This is a genomic window from Synechococcus sp. MIT S9503, from assembly GCF_047304175.1.
Lineage (GTDB): Bacteria > Cyanobacteriota > Cyanobacteriia > PCC-6307 > Cyanobiaceae > Synechococcus_C.
This window is the reverse complement of sequence record NZ_CP138955.1, coordinates 2,151,243-2,170,136: the sequence shown is the minus strand read 5'-3', so window position 1 is coordinate 2,170,136 and position 18,894 is coordinate 2,151,243. Positions and strand designations below refer to the sequence as shown.

Here is an 18,894-nt window from a genome sequence, read left to right as displayed (position 1 = left end):
CACTTGGACGGCGACTTCCAAAGCAACTATCTCGCCGCTGAACAGGCCTACGGCGCTGGTGATTTTGAAGCTGCCCGCAACATCACCCTTGAGCTGCTCAGTCAGCTGGAGCCGGTGCCGGAAGACGAAGCGGAACGGGATGCGGTGCTGGCCTGGCGGGCCTTTGTTGCGCTGCTGGCGGGCCACATCGAACTGTATGGCTTTCAGGACGCTGCTCAGGCTGAAAGCTTCTACAAACTGGTGCTGACCAGCAATCCCCAGGACACACTGCAGGAACTGGCGGAACAGGGACTGGAACGGACCCTGAATGATCACGGAGCAGTGCCAGGGACTGATCAGGTGACTGATTCTGTTGAAGCTCCCCGAGCAGAGACTGTGGCGACCAACCTCTCCACAGCGTTGATTGCTGATCCGTTTCTTGGCAGGGCATCTGATGCAACGGATTCTGTGCAGCCAACGGTCACCTCAACCGCGATGCCCTGGCTCAAAAGCGATCCCTCCCCAACCGTTCCAGAGCAACCGTTTTCAAGCCAGAACGACGGGGTCGCTGAACCTCAAACGGAGCCTGAGCCTCTGCAAGTCAGTGAACCTGAACCAGAAACAGCATCCGCAAACATCGAGACTGACGGCGAGCCATCAGACACCGTTCCAGAGCAACCACTCTCCAGCCAGAGCGATGACGACGCCGTCGCCGAACCAAAGCCGGAACCTGAACCTCTGCCTGTCAGCGAACCTGAACCGGAAACAGCATCCGCAAACATCGAGACTGACGACGAGCCATCAGACACCGCTCCAGAGAAACCGCTCTCCAGCCACAACGACGACGAATCAGATCGTGAGGATGAGCTCCTCCAAAGCTCAACAACGCCAGCTGTCAACATCAAGACCGATCTCGATTCCAATCCCGAGATCAGCGAAGCCATCCGCGAACGCCTGGAGACCGGCAGGCTCCGCGTCGTGCTCCCCGACAGGGCTGCGCTGCCGTCCGAAAACAGTTCGGAGAGCAGCCAGGTTCCTGATTGGTGGTCGAGACTGCGGAAAGCTTTAGGCCGCAGCTGAACGACGGCGGCGAGTGCGCCCGGATGGCATGTCCTGATCCACTGCTGCACTTGCAGCCGCGGGTTCAGGAACCTTGACCTTGGCAGGAGCTTTGGAGGGTTTGGCTGCCTGAGCCGGAGCAGGATCCGACTTCGACTCTGCAGCCGCGGAGCGTGCCGTCGTGATCACCCGCGCTGGAGTGGTTTCGCGGTTACGGTCGCGGCCACCTCCATGACGGCCACCGCCATGGCGTCCACCACGTCCGCGGGGTGCCGGACGATCATCAGGCTCGGCATCAGCTCGTCCCTTGTAGGCAGGTGTCCCTCCTGGAGCAGGCTGCACCAGACAGAGAATCATCGGCTCGATCTGAAGCTCCCTGCGCATTCGCCTACCAAGGCCGATCTCGACCTCGCGCTGCACACCAATCCAGTCCACATCCGGCGCCTTGCCGCCGGTGTTGCGGGAAAGCTGCTTCCAGCGATTCTCAAGCACCCACTTGATTTCGCGCTCGGTCCACAGTGAAAGCTTGCGGGAATCAGCCGTGGAGACGACTCCGCGAAGATTCACTCGAGGCGGTGCAACCATTGCACCGTCAGTGCTGATCGCCGTGAGAATCGTGACAACACCATCAACGGCCATCTGCTGACGCTCCTTGAGCACCCGGGCATCAACGATGCCGTTCCTCGACTGATCCAGGAGTTCAATGCCGCACTTGACCGGATCACCCCTGCGGATCGAATCAGCGGTCAGCTCCACCACATCGCCGTTGCCGAGGATCAGTGTGTTGTCGATGGGGACACCCATCGAATGACCGGTTTCAGCATGACGCACCAGCATGCGGTGCTCACCGTGAACGGGCACGAAGAATTTCGGGCGGGTGAGAGCCAGCATCAGCTTCTGGTCTTCCTGGAAGCCATGACCGGAAACATGAATGCCTTCGCCCTTGCCGTAAACCACCTTGGCTCCGAGAATCATCAGCCGGTCGATCGTGTTCACCACGGAAATGGTGTTCCCCGGAATGGGGCTCGCGGAGAAAATGATCGTGTCGGAGGACTTCACCTTCACCTGCGGGTGTTCACCCCTGGAGATCCGGCTGAGGGCAGCAAGACGCTCACCCTGACTGCCGGTCATCAGCAGCAGCGTCTCCCGATCGGAGACGTTGTTGATCTGCTTGATCGGCACAAACAACTCATCGGGGGCACGCATGTAGCCCAGCTCCCGGGCCTTGCCGATCACATTGAGCATCGACCGACCGAGCAGGCCAACCTTGCGACCGTGCTTGAGCGCCAGTTCAAGAACCATCGACACCCGATGAATCGAGCTGGCGAAGGTGGTGACAATCACCCTGCCCTCGGCACTGGCGATATGCCGGTCAAGATTTGGAAACACCGAGCGTTCCGGGGGACAGAATCCAGGCACCTCCGCGTTGGTGGAATCGCTGAACAGACAGAGAACGCCCTGGTCGCCGTAATGGGCCAGCCTCTCTACATCGAAATGTTCACCATCTACAGGGGTGTGATCGAACTTGAAATCGCCGGTGAAGATGACGGTACCCACCGGAGTCTTGATGGCCAGCGAGTAGCCGTCGGCCATTGAATGGTTATTGCGGATGAATTCCACCGTGAAGTGCTGGCTCACTTTCACAACTTCACGGGGACTAACCGTTTGAAGAGTGGTTCTGCCGGTGACACCGGCCTCTTCCATTTTGCCGCTAAGCAATGAGAGAGCCAATCGCGGCCCGTAGATCACTGGGATATTGAAGTGCTTGAGGTGATGGGAGATGCCACCGATGTGATCTTCATGACCGTGGGTGACGATCATGGCGCGGATCCGTTTCTGGTTCTCGCGCAGGAAGCTGGTGTCAGGCAGCACAACATTCACTCCGTGCATCCCTTCGGTGGGAAAGGCAAGTCCGCCATCCACCAGCAATAGGTCTTCGCCGTATTCGAAGACACAGGTGTTCTTGCCGATTTCATGCAGGCCTCCAAGGGGGATGACCCTCAGAGTCGGTTGGTTGGTTTTGGCAGTTGTGACGGTCATGGATTCGCTTGCGTATGGGAAAAATCGATCAGGGAGCGCACATCAGCGCTTTCAGCAGCCTTGGCGTCAGGTCTGACGCAGGGCATCGAGGGCTTCGGAGAGGGCTGCGCGCATGGCGGGCTCCAGTGGAATCAGTGGAAGTCGGGGAACACCCACCGGCCAGCCGCTTAGTTCAAGCGCTGCTTTGACCGGAATGGGATTGGTGGTGGAGAAGAGAGCATTGAACAGAGGCAGAAGCTGCTCATGATGAGCAAGGGCAACAGCGTTCCGACCAGCCAGATAGGCCTCAATCATGTTGTGCAGTCGCCGACCCACCACATGACTGGCAACACTTACAACGCCCACAGCTCCAACCGACAGCATCGGCAATGTGAGTGCATCATCGCCGCTGTAGATCGCGAGACGATGTCCGCAGGCCTGTCGCAGTTGGGAGACTTCCTCCGTGGTTCCACTGGCGGCTTTGAAGCTCACCACGTTGGTGCAGTCCATCAGCCTGGCCACTGAGGAGGGTTGCATACTGCAACCCGTTCGGCCAGGGATGTTGTAGAGCATTAACGGCAGCTCAGGAGCTGCCTGCGCGATCGCACGGAAATGGGCTTCCATGCCGTCCTGAGGTGGCTTGTTGTAGTAAGGCACCACCACAAGAGCACCGTCAGCGCCGGCCGCCGCAGCCTCCCGGGTGGCTTCCACTGCCTCACGGGTGCAGTTGCTGCCGGTACCCGCGAGCACATGCACTCCCGGGCCCACCGCCTGCCGCACCGCTTCAAGCATCTTCAGCTGCTCACTCCAGCTGAGCGTCGGCGACTCACCGGTGGTGCCACAGACGACAAGACCCTCGGAGCCCTCATCAACGAGATGACGCGCCAGACGTCCGGCAAGAGCAAGGTCCACGGCACCCTGCTCATCGAAAGGGGTGACCATCGCCGTCACCAGACGGCCGAAGGGAGTGGGAGACAGTTCTGCAGCGGTGCTCATGAGATTCAGGCGGCGGGCAACAGAAGTTCAGCGATCTGGATGGCATTGAGCGCCGCACCCTTACGGATCTGATCTCCACAGAGCCAGAATTCGAGTGCCTTTTCTTCACTGATGTCCTGGCGGATCCTGCCCACAACAACCGGATCCCTGCCGGTCACATCCGTGGGCATGGGAAAACGGTTGCTGACGGGATCTTCAAACAGTTGCACCCCAGGCGCAGCGTCGAGCAGCTCACGGGCCTCAGACACAGGGAAGGGCTCATCGAATTCCACATTGACCGCTTCCGAATGGGCACGAAGCACAGGCACCCGCACACAGGTCGCAGTGAACTTCAACCCTGGCAAGGCCATGATCTTGCGTGTTTCGTTGACCATTTTCATTTCCTCTTCGCAGTAGCTGTTGGCCTGCAACGGTGAGTTGTGCAGAAAAAGGTTGAAAGCAAGAGAGTGAGGCAGAACTTCACTGCTGGGGGACCCTCCCTCGAGCACAATGCGAGAGAGGTCCTTCAGTTCCTCCATGGCACGGGCCCCGGCACCACTGGCCGACTGGTAGGTGCTGACGACAACTCTGCGCATCGAACGCCTGGCAGCAAGAGGGGCCAGAACCAGAGTCAGCAGGATCGTGGTGCAGTTGGGATTGGCAATCACACCGCTGTGATCAAGAGCCGCCTGCGGATTCACCTCGGGTACCACCAGAGGAACACCGTCTTCCATACGGAAGGCACTGGAGTTGTCAACCATCACGGCACCTGCGGCAACAATCGCCTGCCGCCATTGCCGCGACACCGAACCGCCAGCGGATGCCAGCACCAGGTCAACGCCCTGAAAGGAGGTCTCGCAGACTTCCTGAACCTTGATGGTCTTTCCATTCCATTGACAGATCTGCCCTGCGGAACGGGCAGACGCCAGCAGCCGCAGCTCACCAACCGGGAAGCAGCGTTCCTCAAGAAGCTGAAGCAGTTCCTGACCCACCGCACCACTGGCACCGAGCACGGCCACCGTGAGAGGTCGATTCGGTAATGAGTTAACGGGGCTCAAATGGACGGGGATACAGATTCAGACGGACGGGTGGCGCAACCACCGGCTGCAACAACCCTGAAAAATGAACACAGGGTGTGGCTTTTCCTACAAAGCAGCTTACGCGGGTGTGATGGTCGGGCACTTAATTAATGTGTTGGGCTGCTTGTACCTGCGACCCAGCCGATGAGTGCCGCCAGCCTGAAGGTTTCCACGTCCTCCCGTCCCGGTAGCCGACTGGCTGTGGAGGTGGCTGTTCCTGCTGAACGCTGTCAGGCCAGTTACGAGGACGCCATCAAACGGCTGAGCCGCAGCATCAATCTGCCGGGCTTCCGCAAAGGCAAAGTCCCCCGCACTGTTCTGGTGCAGCAGCTGGGCGCTCTGCGCATCCGCGCCACCGCACTGGAAAGTCTCGTTGACAGCGTCTGGCGAGATGCTCTCGAACAGGAAACGATCGAAGCTCTTGGCCAACCCGAGCTGAGCGGAGGTTTCGACGAACTGCTGGAGAGCTTCAAGCCTGACGAAGGCCTTACGGTGACGCTGGAAACCGATGTGGCTCCAACCCCGAAACTGAAAAGTACAAAAGGATTGAAAGCGGAAGCCGAAAGCGTCAGCTACGACCCGGCCCGCGTCGACGAAATGATCGAGGACTCACGTCGCCAGCTGGCCACAGTGGTCCCCGTGGAGGGTCGCAAGGCTGAAAAGGGTGACATCGCCGTTTTGGGTTTCAAGGGCACCTACAGCGATGACGGCACTGAGATCGAAGGAGGCAGCGCCGATTCCATGGATGTTGACCTTGAGCATGGCCGCATGATCCCCGGCTTCATCGAAGGGGTTGTGGGCATGTCGGTCGGCGACAGCAAGACCGTGGACTGCACATTCCCGGAGGACTATCCCAAGGAGGATGCCCGCGGTCGCAAGGCCAGCTTTGTCATTGATCTCAAGGACCTCAAGACCCGCGAGCTGCCTGAACTGAACGATGAGTTCGCCAAGCAGGCCAGCGAGCAGGAGTCTTTGGCCGATCTGCGCAGCGACTTGGAAAAGCGTCTCAAGGACGACGCAGAACGCCGCGCTCGCAGCAACCGCCATGACGCTCTGCTGGCAGCACTGGTGGAACAGCTGGAGGTCGAACTCCCCGAAAGCCTGATCCAGCAGGAGGTGCGCAATCTTGTCGAGCAGACGGCAGGACAATTCGCCCAGCAAGGCATGGATGTGAAATCTCTGTTCACGCCCGAACTGGTCCGCAACCTGATGGATTCCTCACGACCGGAAGCTGAGGAACGCCTGCGCCGAAGCTTTGCTCTCACGGCCCTGGCCGAGAGCGAAAAGCTCGCTGTCGAGGACAGCGACATTGACGCCAAGCTGGCGGAGGTGAAGCAGCAGCTGGCCGGCGAACGCGACATCGATCCCGAACGGCTTCGTCAGGCTGTGCTGGACGATCTTCTGCAGGAAAAACTGCTGGGTTGGCTGGAAGACAACAGCACCATCACCGAAAAACCCCCTGAAGACGCGGCGAAGGACGACAAGCCGTCCGCCAAGAAAGCCGCGGCCAAGAGCAGCAAATCATCTGAGAAGAAACAATCAACCAAGGCGAAAAGCGCCAAGAAGAGCAGTGATGACGCCGAAGCCTGATCTGCAGCCATAGATTGCATGCACAGCCCGCCCGCCGCCGAGTGATCGACGACCGCAGTCACCATCCGATTCAGAACCGCTGGCGGGGGATTCAGCCTGTCTCGCAGCACCCGCAGTCAGCACCCGGAGTGCTCCCGACTGTTGTTGAACAGTCCGGTCGCGGTGACCGTGCATTCGATATCTATTCCCGACTGCTGCGCGAGCGGATCATTTTTCTCGGCACCGGTGTTGATGATCAGGTGGCTGACGCTCTTGTGGCTCAGCTGTTGTTCCTTGAGGCGGAGGACCCAGAAAAGGACATTCAGATCTACATCAACTCCCCGGGCGGCTCAGTGACGGCAGGTCTGGCGATCTACGACACCATGCAGCAGGTGGCACCTGACGTTGTCACCATCTGCTATGGCCTTGCCGCATCCATGGGGGCCTTCCTGCTCTCAGGGGGCAGCAAGGGCAAGCGACTGGCCCTACCCAACGCCCGGATCATGATTCATCAACCGCTTGGAGGTGCCCAGGGCCAGGCTGTGGACATCGAGATCCAGGCCAAGGAAATTCTCTTCCTGAAGCAGACCCTGAACGGTCTGCTGGCCGATCACACCGGCCAGTCCCTCGACAAGATCTCCGAGGACACAGACCGTGACAATTTCATGTCTCCAGCCGAAGCCGTGGATTATGGCCTGATCGATCGCGTGGTGGACAGTTTCGGAGACGGAGAAATCGTTACGGGGGGCTGACATCAGCCGCTTCTGTCGCGATCCTCAGTATTCGGGTCGGATTCCTTCGATCCGGCTCCGTGTACCGACTGATCTGCGAAGCGCCCGATGGCCAAGTTCGACGCCCATCTGAAGTGCTCTTTCTGCGGAAAGTCTCAGGAGCAGGTGCGCAAGCTGATTGCCGGTCCAGGTGTCTACATCTGTGACGAGTGCATCGATCTCTGCAACGAGATCCTGGATGAGGAACTGATCGACGCGCAGGGCGGCACCCGCCAGGGCAGTGAGCCATCACGCAAAAGCGGCTCGAGCCAGACGCGCAAAACCAGTAAACCCGCTCCGACCCTGGCGTCGATTCCCAAACCACAGGAGATCAAGGGATTCCTCGACCAGCAGGTCGTTGGTCAGGACGCCGCCAAGAAGGTGATGTCAGTGGCCGTTTACAACCACTACAAGCGTCTGGCATGGCAGGGCGACGGCAAGGGTGAGACCGAACAGACCGCCACCCGGCTGCACAAATCCAACATCCTGCTGATCGGTCCCACAGGCTGTGGCAAGACGCTGCTTGCCCAGACTCTTGCGGAGATGCTGGATGTGCCCTTCGCGGTCGCTGATGCCACAACCCTCACCGAGGCGGGTTACGTGGGTGAGGATGTGGAGAACATCCTGCTGAGGCTGCTGCAGAAGGCCGATATGGATGTTGATCTCGCCCAAAGGGGAATCATCTACATCGATGAGATCGACAAGATCGCACGCAAGAGCGAAAACCCCTCGATCACCAGGGATGTCTCCGGGGAAGGAGTGCAACAGGCTCTGCTCAAGATGCTGGAAGGCACTGTGGCCAACGTTCCTCCCCAGGGAGGGCGCAAGCACCCCTATCAGGACTGCATCCAGATCGACACCAGCCAGATCCTGTTCATCTGTGGTGGTGCCTTTGTGGGATTGGACGATGTGGTGCAGAAACGCATGGGTCGTAACGCCATTGGCTTCGTACCCAGCGACAGCCGCGGTCGTGGCAAGGCGACTCGCGATCTTCAGGCCTCACAGGTGCTGCGTCACCTCGAGCCGGACGACCTCGTGAAGTACGGACTGATCCCCGAGTTCATCGGACGGATGCCGGTGAGCGCAGTGCTGGATCCACTGGACGAACATGCTCTCGAATCCATTCTCACGGAACCCAGAGATGCGCTGGTCAAACAGTTCCGAACGCTGTTGAGCATGGACAACGTGAAACTCGACTTCGAGGCCGGAGCCATCGAAGCCATTGCTCAGGAGGCACACCGACGCAAAACCGGTGCCAGAGCTCTGCGCGGGATCGTTGAAGAGCTGATGCTCGATCTCATGTATGAGCTGCCCTCCCGCAAAAACGTGCCCGACTTCACGATCACCCGGGCCATGGTCGAGGAGCACACGGGCGGCAAGGTGCTGTCGCTGCCCGCCAAGGATCGCCAGCAGGAATCAGCCTGAACCCAGCAACGGGTTTCAGCTGAGTCAAAGCCACTGTTCCCATCAGCTCCGAACCGCCCAACGTGGGTTCGGAAGCCCCCCACTGTTCGAAACGGAACTCCGCGACAGACTCAAGCGAGCCCTTCATCACGGCCATGGCCACCGCCGACCATCTGAGGGTTCCACGCCAGCACGGTCTGTTTCTGCATCACGGCATCGATCTTGGTGATGGCACGGTTGCTCATTACCTCGAGGGTCGTGAAATTCTGCGCAGCTCGCTTGAGGAGTTCAGCCGTGATCAGGAGGTGAGCGTCGTCAGTCATGACGAGGCATCGCCTCCTGGCGTCACACTGCGCCGGGCCATGGGTCGCATCGGTGAACAGAACTACAACCTGCTGTTCAACAACTGCGAGCATTTCGCCAACTGGTGCAAGACAGGTCGGCACCGAAGCGGTCAGATTGAAGACTGGCTTCATACAGGCAGCCTTGGCGCCTTGGCACTCGGACAGCTGATGCCGGCGGCACTGCTCACTGGACTGGGATTGCTGCTTCGCAAGGGAGTGATCGATGAACAGTCACGCCAACGTGCCCTGCGAGGCCTTGAACAACTTCAGAGCCTGAGAGTTCGGCTGATGGAGAAACTCGACAGCACCCTGGAACAGGCCGAGAGCTGGATGCAAGGCATGCCTGGCCAGGGAGCCGATGAACGGGTCGACCGCCGCAGCCGGCAGCTGTTACTCACCGGTCGGACCATTGCCGATGAACTGGCTGCCGTTGAAGACATGGAAGACAAGCTGCACTCACTCCTGCAGGAAACCGCCCAGCAGGAAAACACAGTCTCCGGACCTGAACCTCGGTAGCCTCAGCATCCTGCCGGCAGTGCATGAGCCAGCCGTACCAGCCACTGCATCACAAGTACCGGCCACAGCGGCTTGATCAGCTGGTTGGTCAGGAAGCGATTGCCGCAACCCTCGGCCACGCTCTGCGCAGCGGCCGCATTGCACCTGCCTATCTCTTCAGCGGACCTCGGGGGACGGGCAAGACCTCCAGTGCCCGCATCCTGGCCCGCTCACTCAATTGCCTCAGCAATGAGGGGCCGACACCGGAACCCTGCGGGAACTGCGACCTTTGCAACTCGATCGCCACCGGCACGGCACTGGATGTGATCGAGATCGATGCCGCCTCAAACACAGGCGTCGACAACATCCGCGACCTGATCGAGCGATCCAGGTTCGCTCCAGTTCAGGCACGCTGGAAGGTCTACGTGGTGGACGAATGCCACATGCTGTCCACCGCCGCGTTCAATGCGCTGCTGAAGACCCTTGAGGAACCGCCACCACAGGTGGTGTTCGTGCTGGCCACGACAGACCCTCAGAGGGTTCTGCCCACCATCCTCAGCCGCTGCCAGCGATTCGACTTCCGGCGCATCCCCCTGGATGCGCTGGAACAACACCTGCAATGGATCGCCGAAGAGGAGTCGATCCCGATCCAACCCGAGGCTCTGCATGTTGTGGCCCAGAGAGCCCAGGGAGGCCTTCGTGATGCGGAAAGCCTGCTGGACCAGCTCAGCCTGCTGCCTGGGCCGATCGAAGCCGGCTCGGTGTGGGATCTTCTGGGGGCCGTTCCTGAACAGGAGTTACTGGAACTCGTGCAGGCGATGAGCACCAGCGAACCGGTGATGCTTCTGGAAGCCAGCCGGCAACTGCTGGATCGTGGCCGAGATGCAGGCTCGGTGCTGCAGGGCCTGGCAGGCATCCTGCGGGATCTTGTGCTCATGGCCGCCGCACCGGACCGGCTTGAGCTCACCGGAGTGTCTCCACAGTTCCGAGACCAGCTGCCCGCACTCGCCAAATCCATCGGCCGTGCCCGATTGCTGCAATGGCAGTCTCAGCTGCGAGGCACCGAACAACAGCTGCGACAGAGCGTTCAGCCGCGCCTTTGGCTGGAAGTGCTGTTGCTGGGCCTGCTGGCGGAATCAACAACAGCAACAGCAGCAGCGCCAACATCGGCTCGGTCGAGTGTCCCAGCTCCGGTCTCGGCAGCATCAGTTCCAGCGCCCGCACCCGCACCAACTCCGTCTGTTGCTCCAGCAGCAACTGCTTCTTCAGATGCAGCTGCGGTGAGCCTCCCGGACACATCCACCGCCCAGGCATCTGGATCAAAGGCAACGGCAGCAGCGGAGCCCGAAGCGAAAGAAGCCGCAACAACTCCTGCCCAAAACGAAGATCTCGGAGAGCTCTGGCAGCAGATCCTGGCCAGTCTGGAGCTTCCATCCACACGCATGCTGCTGTCACAGCAGGCCCGGCTGGTGCGAATTGACAGCCACCGTGCCGTGGTGCAGGTCTCAGGAAACTGGATGGGCATGGTGCAGAGCCGTGCGGCCCTGCTGGAAAAAGCGATCGCCCGAGCCATGGGCGGCAACCGACAGCTTGTGCTCGAAAACCATGGAGGAGCCGCACCGATGGCGGCAATGCCGAGCACATCAAGCCCAACTACAGCTCCAGCGCCCGCAACTGCACCAACCAGCGGCGCCCAGCTGCCTACACGGCCTGAGTCAGCCGCAGTGCCTGCAGAGACTGCGCCACCGGCAGCACCCACACCGAACAAGACGCCTGAGCAACCTCAACCGATCAGCTCAACCCCGCCGATTCCCACGGGCCACGCATCAACCAGCAACCCAGAACCTGCAAGCGTTTCCGCTTCACCGACAGCCGCCTCCGCACCGGTGCGCAATGAACCCTCAGCAATGGACGAAAAAGTGAAACGCTTCGCTGACTTTTTCAACGGTCAGGTTTTGGACGTTGACCTCAACAGCTAGATCCCAGGCTCTGAAGCCTGAAGCGTTTCCTCCTGACCGCTGTGAGTGGTTTTGGCCCAGACAAGTCGTTTGGGAAGAAAGGCCATGCGCAGTGTGACCCAGGGAATCACGAGGAACCAGTGACTGAGATAGGCGATGCCAAGCAGGAGATTGAACAGACCTGGTGACGGCAGTTCAGGGCCTTCGCTGGGGCGCCGACAACCACGCCAGTAGGCCACTCCAGACACACTGAAAGCCACGATCGAAAGAGGCCAGTAAGCCGGTGTGGTGCGGCTGATCACACTCGTGAGCAGGTCCGCCCAGGAGACCACGGGCAGGGCGTATTGCAGAAGGAAAAAACAGGCCATATCCCTTCGCTGTGCATGGGTCAGGCGTGAAGAAATCAACCCAGGCCAGTAGTCGAAAAAACGTTGCAAGCCACCTTCGGCCCAGCGCTGACGCTGTTTCCAAAGCGCCTGAAGCGACTCAACAGCCTCCTCCTGGACCGGTGGATCCCAGAGGATGCCGATGCGTGCTCCCTGAAGGATCAAGCGAAAACTCAGATCCAGATCGTCGGTGACGGTGTCTTCGTTAAAACCGCCGCAGGCCTCCAGCAGATCCCGTCGCAACAACTCCCCGTTGCCGCGCAGTTCAGCCACACCTCCACCCGCAAGACGACCATCCTGCAGCTGGGCATCAAAGGCCATCTCCATGGCCTGAACCCGGGTTAACCAGTTGGAACTGGCATTGGTGACTGCTTTGCGCATCTGCACGGCCGACCAGTCCCCGCTCGTCGCAAAGGGCATCAACCGCTCAAGCTGATCCGCTGACAGCTGAGCATCTGCATCAAGAATCAGCAGCCATTCACCCTGGGTCTGAGCCAGAGCTGCATTGAGAGCACCCGACTTTCCTCCCCCGGCATTGCGAGGACGACGGATCACCCGCAAGGCGGGGAAGCGGATCTGAAGCTCGGCAAGACGATCGGGAGTGTGGTCTTCACTGCCGTCATCCACTACACAAAGAGTGAGTCGACCATCGGGGTAGCGCAGCGCACTGAGCCTCTCCACCAGACGCGTGACGACCGCTTCCTCATCACGGGCAGCAACAACGACATCCACCGAGGGACACAACTCCGCTGCAATGGATGACTGGTCATCGATTTGGCGACCATCATCCGACGAGGTCCGTTGATGGAGACCTCGCAGCAGAGTGCGCAGGGCATAGCCACCGAGCAGCATGGCCAGGGTGACCGCAGGAATCAGGCTCCGGGAAGGATCGAGCCAATGAGGGGCTGCACCGGCCCAGCCACAGGCCGCCAGAAAAACAACAGTCTTGCCGCGTCGGTGATCTCCAGTCCCTGCGACCACAGCCCTCCCAAGACGTCGAAACAAAGCGACTTTAAGGGGCTTCCGCAGGAGCGGTCCCGGCAGAAGCTCTGAAAGGCCCCAGCTGAGTTCCTGGGTAGTAGTGCTGAAGAATCCGTTGAACAGTCCAGCCGCGAGCGGCGAGATCGATCGCGCCGGCCTGGGACAACCCGACTCCGTGGCCAAACCCTCCACCCTGAAAGCGCCAGGTGCCTGCACCTCCTGATTCAACAATGAACAGCGTGCTGGGCAAACGACGCAGCGTGCGCCGGATCGCATCGAGTTTCAACACCACCGGCTTCGCTCCACGCTCCCGATCGATCTGGAGAGCCAGAACGCGTCCACTGGGGCCACGCTTGAGCACAGTCATCGCTGTAGGTGCAGCATTTCCCTGACCAGCTGCAGCGAGAGCCTTTGCAAGCTGTCCTGCGCTGTAGTCGCGACTCCAGCGGAAACGGGGATGACCCGCTCCATAAGCAGCGCGATTATTGAGCAGAGACTGCACATCCTGGGCGCTCTGCAAAGGCAGGGGAATCGACTGACTCCAGGCGGTCTCCCCATCCGCCAGGGCCCTTACATAAGGAAGCGGCTCCATGGCCCAGGCCTCTTCAGCCAGGGCGCTGACACCACCATTGGATGCGTGATAGACGGCATGGATCGGCTTGCCGTTCCACAACAGAACCTCACCTGAAGTTGCGCGGATGGCCTGTCGCACCGAAGGGCTTGCCTGACGGGGATCGCTGTACACCTGACACTGGGTGTCGCTGCAGAGGTGGTATCCGTCCAGGGCAAAACGATGACTGTTGGCCAGGGCCCAGGTGCGGGCCAGCACGGCCTGTGCCTGCAAAGCGGCCGCGGGTGATCCCGCCCCGATCTCATGGGGCACGACTCCCTCGAGATAACGCTCCAGAGGAAGCTGCTCAAGCAGGGTCCAGCTGCCGTAGGCATCGGGCTGGAGACGGAACGGTCCGCGCAGAACACCGCCTTTCCAGCGCATGCCATCGGGAGCATGCACCTGAAGAGGACCCTGAAGGGTGCTGCCTCCAGTCGGCCCTTCAAACACCGGCATCACAACATCGCTGATGCGTTCGCTGACATCGCGCAGGGACACACCGGACAGATCCGGAGCATCGGCTGGACCCCAGACCTCCCACTCGCCCGGATGAGCCACCTGAGCCCGCACCCCCTGTTCACGCCAGCGTCCGGCAATCCGCTCGGCCGATTCAAAACTGGCGAAAGGTCCTGCAACACGTCGAGCCACATCCAGTGATTCCTGCAGAGGAACCCTGCGCCAGCTGAAACGCAACCGGTCGGAAGAGATGAGTAGTTTCCCGCCCCGGTCCTGCAGCTGCAGAGGAGCAGTCCCCGCGCTGATCAGCGTCAGCTGGGGAGCCGGTCGATCCGCCAGAGTTCCAGCGCCAAGATGATCGTTCAGCGACACCCAGAGAACGGAATTCATCGCCGAAGGCGGCAGCGGCACCGAACGATGTGTCGGCACCATTACCGCGCTGGACTGAAGCTGGGGCGGATTGATCACCTGAGCCTGGCAGCCAGAGGCAGCCAGGACAGGAAAACAGATCCATGGAAGAGCCTTCAGCCCAGCCACAGCACCTGGAACAGAGCGGGGGATTGCAGCGGACTTGAGAGCTGATCTGAGCATGAACCTGAAGAAATGGTTTGGCTGAAAGGAGGGTGAGGTTCTATGTTTGTCGTTTGTGCCACGCGCCGCCAAAGAAATGCCCAAGCTCAAGACCCGCAAAGCAGCCGCCAAGCGGTTCAAGGCGACAGGCACCGGCAAATTCATGCGCCGGCGCGCATTCCACAATCACCTGCTCGATCACAAGAGCCCGAAACTGAAGCGGCACCTGAAAACCAAGGCCGTCGTTGATCGCACCGACGAAGAGCGTGTGTCTCTGATGATGCCCTACGCCTGAGCCGAGGCCTGCTCGTCGAGCAGTAACGGATCTGATCACACCTTTCTTACTTTCACCTTTCCAGACCCATGGCACGCGTCAAAAGAGGCAATGTCGCCCGTAAGCGTCGCAACAAGATTCTCCGCCTGGCTCGCGGTTTTCGCGGAAGCAACGGAACTCTCTTCCGCACCGCCAACCAGCGGGTGATGAAAGCCCTCTGCAATGCTTACCGCGATCGCCGCCGTCGCAAACGCGATTTCCGCAGGTTGTGGATTGCCAGGATCAATGCTGCAGCACGTCTGAACGGTGTGAGTTACAGCCGACTGATCGGCGGTCTCAAAAAAGCTGATGTGCGCCTGAACCGCAAAATGCTGGCTCAAATGGCAGTGGTGGATCCCTCCAGCTTCGCCAGCGTTGTGAACGCCACACAGGGTTGAATAGCGTCCCGTTGAGGGACATCAACCAGCCTTCATGACTTCCTTCCTGCCGCAGACCTATCTGCTTGGCCTGATCGGCTTGCTGGCAATCGCTGCTGTCATTGCAGGTCGCCAGCTTCTGCGCGTTCGTCGTGACGAAATGGAGCTCATCCGTCTCGAACAGTCAGAGGCTGGTTCGTCCAAAGACGCTGGAGATCTCTACGAGCTGGCCAGCGTTCAGTTGCGCAAACGCCTCTACCCCCAGGCCACCGCAACACTGCGACAGGCCGTGAAGCGTTTGAACAAGGAACCTCAGGAAGCGCGAGCGCTCATCCAGAACGCACTCGGATTTTCGCTCGCTGCTCAGAAGGACTTCTCCGGAGCAGTGCGTCACTACAAATTCGCTCTGCAGGCGAAGCAGGACTATCCAGTTGCGCTGAACAATCTCGCGTTCGCACAGGAGCGTCTGCTCAACAGGGAAGAGGCAGCCGATCTTTATCGCAAAGTGCTGGCGCTGGAGCCAGCCAATAAAACAGCCAGGAATCGTCTCAGGCGCTTGGAAAAAACATCCCGGGGGCGACAAGCAAGCTCATTTATTCAGTCGCAGAAGAGCTCACCAGAGAGCACGGACAGCAGGGGCTTCTGAACCTGGACAGCTGGGAGCAAGATTGAGGCTGCCGCCCCGGTTGGTGATTCGGGGAGCCTGCCAGCTCGACAGAGCCATCCCCTGAAGAGCGAGAAAACTGCCTCCCGACTCGAGTTCATCGCCGAGCTGGCCGGCAAGCGGCAGAAGATCCACCTGGTCGGATGTGGCGTTGAGATTGCCCTGCACAGGTGTGCTTCTAGAGCCAATCTGCATGTTTCCGCGCAGATCGAGCATCTGTCCGATCGGCCTGACACTCGCAAATGTGAGTTTCACATCCACACTGTTGCCGGAAGTGAACGAGGTGTAACTGCCACACCACTCACGCGGCATTGAAATCGCAAGACTGGAGGCCCTGGCGACCGGATCAAAACGCTCAACCAACCCTTCCAGCTCGAATGGCTCCTTCAAGACGGAGGCATCCAGAGGCAAGGACGGTTCGAACGTCGCCGGTATCTCGATCGGCGCGTTCATGTCCATAGTGATGGGCATGACGAGAACGGATGATGGGCGCAGGGTAGGTCCTACAACCCTGGCCTGTTCGACTTCCGATCCGGTTCCACACCAGTCCGCTGCTCCTTCAATGGCTTCGACTCCGACCAGCACCGACCCGCTTCTGATCGGTGGCCGGCAGTTCACGAGCAGGCTGTTCACCGGCACGGGAAAGTATCCGGATCTGGCGACGATGCAGCACAGCCTGGATCGCTCCGGTTGCGACATGGTGACCGTGGCCGTGAGAAGGGTTCAGACCGTGGCGGCAGGGCACGCAGGACTGATGGAAGCCATCGACTGGAACAGAATCTGGATGCTTCCCAACACTGCAGGCTGCGCCTGTGCTGAAGAAGCCGTGCGCGTGGCCAGACTGGGCCGTGAGCTGGCCAAGCTGGCAGGACAGGAAGACAACACCTTTGTGAAACTCGAGGTCATTCCTGACAGCCGGTATCTCCTGCCGGATCCTTTCGGAACACTGGAGGCAGCTGAACAGCTCGTGAAGGAGGGATTCACGGTGCTGCCCTACATCAACGCCGATCCACTTCTGGCAAAACGGCTTGAAGAGGTGGGCTGCGCAACAGTGATGCCGCTGGGCTCACCAATCGGATCGGGACAGGGGCTGCGCAATGCCTCGAACATCGAGCTGATCGTTGAAAACGCCGGTGTTCCTGTTGTGGTGGATGCAGGCATCGGCGTCCCCAGTGAAGCCGCCGCCGCCCTGGAGATGGGAGCCGATGCCGTCCTGGTGAACAGTGCAATCGCCCTCGCCGGCGATCCCGCGGCAATGGCCGAAGCGATGGGACAGGCCGTGCAGGCAGGTCGCACCGCTTTCCTTTCAGGCCGACTGCCGCAACGAGCACAGGCCAGTGCCAGCTCTCCGAGCACAGGCCTGGTCAAGTGAAGACAGATGAAGTGACATGAAGCAAGCGAAACAAACGCTGTTGTTAGGCAATTGAACTCATAACGTCCGACCAGTCACAACAGACTCATGCAGGTCACAACCGAAGACGGTGGACGTCTGAACGCCTTCGCCAAGGAGCCTCGCATGGAGGTGATGGCCAAGGAAACCAGCCGCAGCAATGCCTCCAGAGTGCTGATCCTCAGCGGCTCGTTGCTGGTGGTGGCACTGATGGGCCTGACCATGGCGATCAGCTGAAAACCCTGTAGTAGCTTGCACCTGATTGGCGGCACGCACGCTTCAGCAGGAGTTTGGGGTGAAAGTTCTCGTTCTCGGTGGTGACGGCTTCTGCGGCTGGCCCTGCGCCGTGAATCTGGCGGATCAGGGTCATGAAGTTGTGATCGTGGACAACCTGAGCCGCCGCAAGATCGACATCGACCTTGAGGTTGAATCGCTCACACCGATTGCAAACATTGGTGATCGCCTCAAAGCCTGGGAAGAGACCGGCGGGAAACCGATGCGCTTCGTGCACATGGACATCGCGCATGAATATGAGCGTCTGGTGGATCTGCTCATTCAGGAAAAACCCGAATCGGTTGTGCACTTCGCCGAGCAGCGCGCAGCTCCCTACTCGATGAAAAGCAGCGCGACCAAGCGCTACACCGTCGACAACAACGTCAACGGCACCCACAACCTGCTGGCCGCCATTGTGGAATCCGGACAGGACATTCATGTCGTTCATCTCGGGACCATGGGCGTCTACGGCTATGGATCCCACAGAGGCGCCACCATTCCTGAGGGCTACCTGAAGGTGGAGGTGCCCCAGCCTGATGGCAGTCGCTTCGAGGAAGAGATTCTCCATCCAGCCAGCCCAGGCAGCATCTATCACATGACCAAGACGCTGGATCAGCTGCTTTTCCTCTATTACAACAAGAACGACAAGGTCCGCATCACCGATCTGCACCAGGGCATCGTCTGGGGAACGAACACGGAGGCAACCGACCGTGACCCAAGGCTCACCAACCGCTTCGATTACGACGGTGACTACGGCACGGTGCTCAACCGGTTTCTGATGCAGGCGGCCATCGGCTACCCGCTCACCGTGCACGGCACCGGCGGCCAAACCCGAGCCTTCATTCACATCCGCGATTCAGTGCGCTGTGTCCAGCTGGCCCTGGACAATCCCCCCGATCAGGGAGAACGGGTGAAGATCTTCAATCAGATGACCGAGAGTCATCAGGTGGGCGAACTGGCGAACAAAGTGGCAGCCCTCACTGGTGCCAAGGTGAACCATCTGCCAAACCCGCGTAACGAGGCCGTTGAAAACGACCTGATCGTCGACAATCGTTGTTTCATCGAACTGGGACTCAATCCCACAACCCTCGACGATGGTCTGTTGAAAGAAGTGGTGGACATCGCCACCCGTTACGCCGATCGCTGCGATCGCAACCGCATCCTCTGCACCTCCGCGTGGACCAAAACCCAGGCACAAGCCATCGGCTCCGCCTCCTGATCAG

General features: G+C 59.8%; 18 protein-coding genes. 12 read left to right on the top strand and 6 right to left on the bottom strand.

Features of this window, described 5'->3' with window-relative positions:
- Window positions 1-3: 3 nt before the first annotated feature.
- Window positions 4-1,059 (top strand): hypothetical protein, encoded by a 1,056-nt coding sequence (locus SIB56_RS11935; RefSeq protein ID WP_413324148.1) that lies wholly within the window; start codon window positions 4-6, stop codon window positions 1,057-1,059.
- Here SIB56_RS11935 and SIB56_RS11930 read toward each other — a convergent pair.
- The 3 genes from SIB56_RS11930 to SIB56_RS11920 all read right to left on the bottom strand — a co-directional run bounded on the left by SIB56_RS11930 (window position 1,045) and on the right by SIB56_RS11920 (window position 5,090).
- Window positions 1,045-3,078 (bottom strand): RNase J family beta-CASP ribonuclease, encoded by a 2,034-nt coding sequence (locus SIB56_RS11930; RefSeq protein WP_413324147.1) that lies wholly within the window; start codon window positions 3,076-3,078, stop codon window positions 1,045-1,047. The two genes, SIB56_RS11935 and SIB56_RS11930, sit on opposite strands and share 15 nt — an antisense overlap.
- A 66-nt stretch (window positions 3,079-3,144) precedes the next feature.
- Window positions 3,145-4,053, bottom strand: a complete 909-nt coding sequence (gene dapA / locus SIB56_RS11925) for a 4-hydroxy-tetrahydrodipicolinate synthase (protein ID WP_413324146.1) — start codon at window positions 4,051-4,053, stop codon at window positions 3,145-3,147.
- A 5-nt stretch (window positions 4,054-4,058) separates the two neighbouring features.
- Entirely contained in the window at window positions 4,059-5,090 is a 1,032-nt protein-coding gene (locus SIB56_RS11920; protein WP_413324145.1) for an aspartate-semialdehyde dehydrogenase, read from the bottom strand.
- Between the two features lie 165 nt (window positions 5,091-5,255).
- On the opposite strand from SIB56_RS11920, the gene tig reads away from it, so the two are divergent.
- From tig to SIB56_RS11895, 5 genes are all read left to right on the top strand, one after another.
- Window positions 5,256-6,701: a trigger factor gene (gene tig / locus SIB56_RS11915; protein ID WP_413324144.1), complete on the top strand. Its 1,446-nt coding sequence runs from the start codon at window positions 5,256-5,258 to the stop codon at window positions 6,699-6,701.
- 41 nt (window positions 6,702-6,742) lie between these two features.
- On the top strand, window positions 6,743-7,432 hold the full coding sequence (gene clpP, locus SIB56_RS11910) for an ATP-dependent Clp endopeptidase proteolytic subunit ClpP (RefSeq protein WP_413327362.1): 690 nt from the start codon (window positions 6,743-6,745) through the stop codon (window positions 7,430-7,432).
- Between the two features lie 87 nt (window positions 7,433-7,519).
- Window positions 7,520-8,875: an ATP-dependent protease ATP-binding subunit ClpX gene (gene clpX / locus SIB56_RS11905; RefSeq protein WP_413324143.1), complete on the top strand. Its 1,356-nt coding sequence runs from the start codon at window positions 7,520-7,522 to the stop codon at window positions 8,873-8,875.
- Between the two features lie 134 nt (window positions 8,876-9,009).
- Window positions 9,010-9,714, top strand: coding sequence for a lecithin retinol acyltransferase family protein (locus SIB56_RS11900; RefSeq protein ID WP_413324142.1), 705 nt, complete (start codon window positions 9,010-9,012; stop codon window positions 9,712-9,714).
- A gap of 23 nt (window positions 9,715-9,737) precedes the next feature.
- On the top strand, window positions 9,738-11,672 hold the full coding sequence (locus tag SIB56_RS11895; RefSeq protein ID WP_413324141.1) for a DNA polymerase III subunit gamma/tau: 1,935 nt from the start codon (window positions 9,738-9,740) through the stop codon (window positions 11,670-11,672).
- Here the strand turns inward: SIB56_RS11895 and SIB56_RS11890 are convergent.
- Together SIB56_RS11890 and SIB56_RS11885 are read right to left on the bottom strand one after the other, a co-directional pair.
- The gene (locus tag SIB56_RS11890) at window positions 11,669-13,018 is read right to left on the bottom strand and encodes a glycosyltransferase (RefSeq protein ID WP_413324140.1); all 1,350 of its coding nucleotides are present in this window, start codon (window positions 13,016-13,018) and stop codon (window positions 11,669-11,671) included. The genes SIB56_RS11895 and SIB56_RS11890 overlap by 4 nt on opposite strands.
- 31 nt (window positions 13,019-13,049) lie before the next feature.
- The gene (locus SIB56_RS11885) at window positions 13,050-14,840 is read right to left on the bottom strand and encodes a SpoIID/LytB domain-containing protein (RefSeq protein WP_413324139.1); all 1,791 of its coding nucleotides are present in this window, start codon (window positions 14,838-14,840) and stop codon (window positions 13,050-13,052) included.
- Here SIB56_RS11885 and rpmI point away from each other — a divergent pair.
- The 3 genes from rpmI to SIB56_RS11870 all read left to right on the top strand — a co-directional run bounded on the left by rpmI (window position 14,752) and on the right by SIB56_RS11870 (window position 15,990).
- Window positions 14,752-14,949: a 50S ribosomal protein L35 gene (gene rpmI, locus SIB56_RS11880; protein WP_413324138.1), complete on the top strand. Its 198-nt coding sequence runs from the start codon at window positions 14,752-14,754 to the stop codon at window positions 14,947-14,949. The genes SIB56_RS11885 and rpmI overlap by 89 nt on opposite strands.
- Window positions 14,950-15,017: 68 nt before the next feature.
- On the top strand, window positions 15,018-15,365 hold the full coding sequence (rplT, locus tag SIB56_RS11875; RefSeq protein WP_413324137.1) for a 50S ribosomal protein L20: 348 nt from the start codon (window positions 15,018-15,020) through the stop codon (window positions 15,363-15,365).
- A gap of 34 nt (window positions 15,366-15,399) precedes the next feature.
- Complete coding sequence (locus SIB56_RS11870; protein ID WP_413324136.1) at window positions 15,400-15,990, top strand: hypothetical protein; 591 nt, start codon at window positions 15,400-15,402, stop codon at window positions 15,988-15,990.
- On the opposite strand, the gene SIB56_RS11865 is transcribed toward SIB56_RS11870, so the two are convergent.
- Window positions 15,958-16,593, bottom strand: a complete 636-nt coding sequence (locus SIB56_RS11865; protein ID WP_413324135.1) for a hypothetical protein — start codon at window positions 16,591-16,593, stop codon at window positions 15,958-15,960. The two genes, SIB56_RS11870 and SIB56_RS11865, sit on opposite strands and share 33 nt — an antisense overlap.
- Between SIB56_RS11865 and SIB56_RS11860 the strand changes: the two genes are divergently transcribed.
- From SIB56_RS11860 to SIB56_RS11850, 3 genes are all read left to right on the top strand, one after another.
- Window positions 16,571-17,380, top strand: a complete 810-nt coding sequence (locus tag SIB56_RS11860) for a thiazole synthase (RefSeq protein ID WP_413324134.1) — start codon at window positions 16,571-16,573, stop codon at window positions 17,378-17,380. The two genes, SIB56_RS11865 and SIB56_RS11860, sit on opposite strands and share 23 nt — an antisense overlap.
- Window positions 17,381-17,467: 87 nt before the next feature.
- Entirely contained in the window at window positions 17,468-17,635 is a 168-nt protein-coding gene (gene psb34 / locus SIB56_RS11855; protein WP_413324133.1) for a photosystem II assembly protein Psb34, read from the top strand.
- A 58-nt stretch (window positions 17,636-17,693) separates the two neighbouring features.
- Window positions 17,694-18,890, top strand: a complete 1,197-nt coding sequence (locus tag SIB56_RS11850) for an NAD-dependent epimerase/dehydratase family protein (protein WP_413324131.1) — start codon at window positions 17,694-17,696, stop codon at window positions 18,888-18,890.
- Window positions 18,891-18,894: the final 4 nt, after the last annotated feature.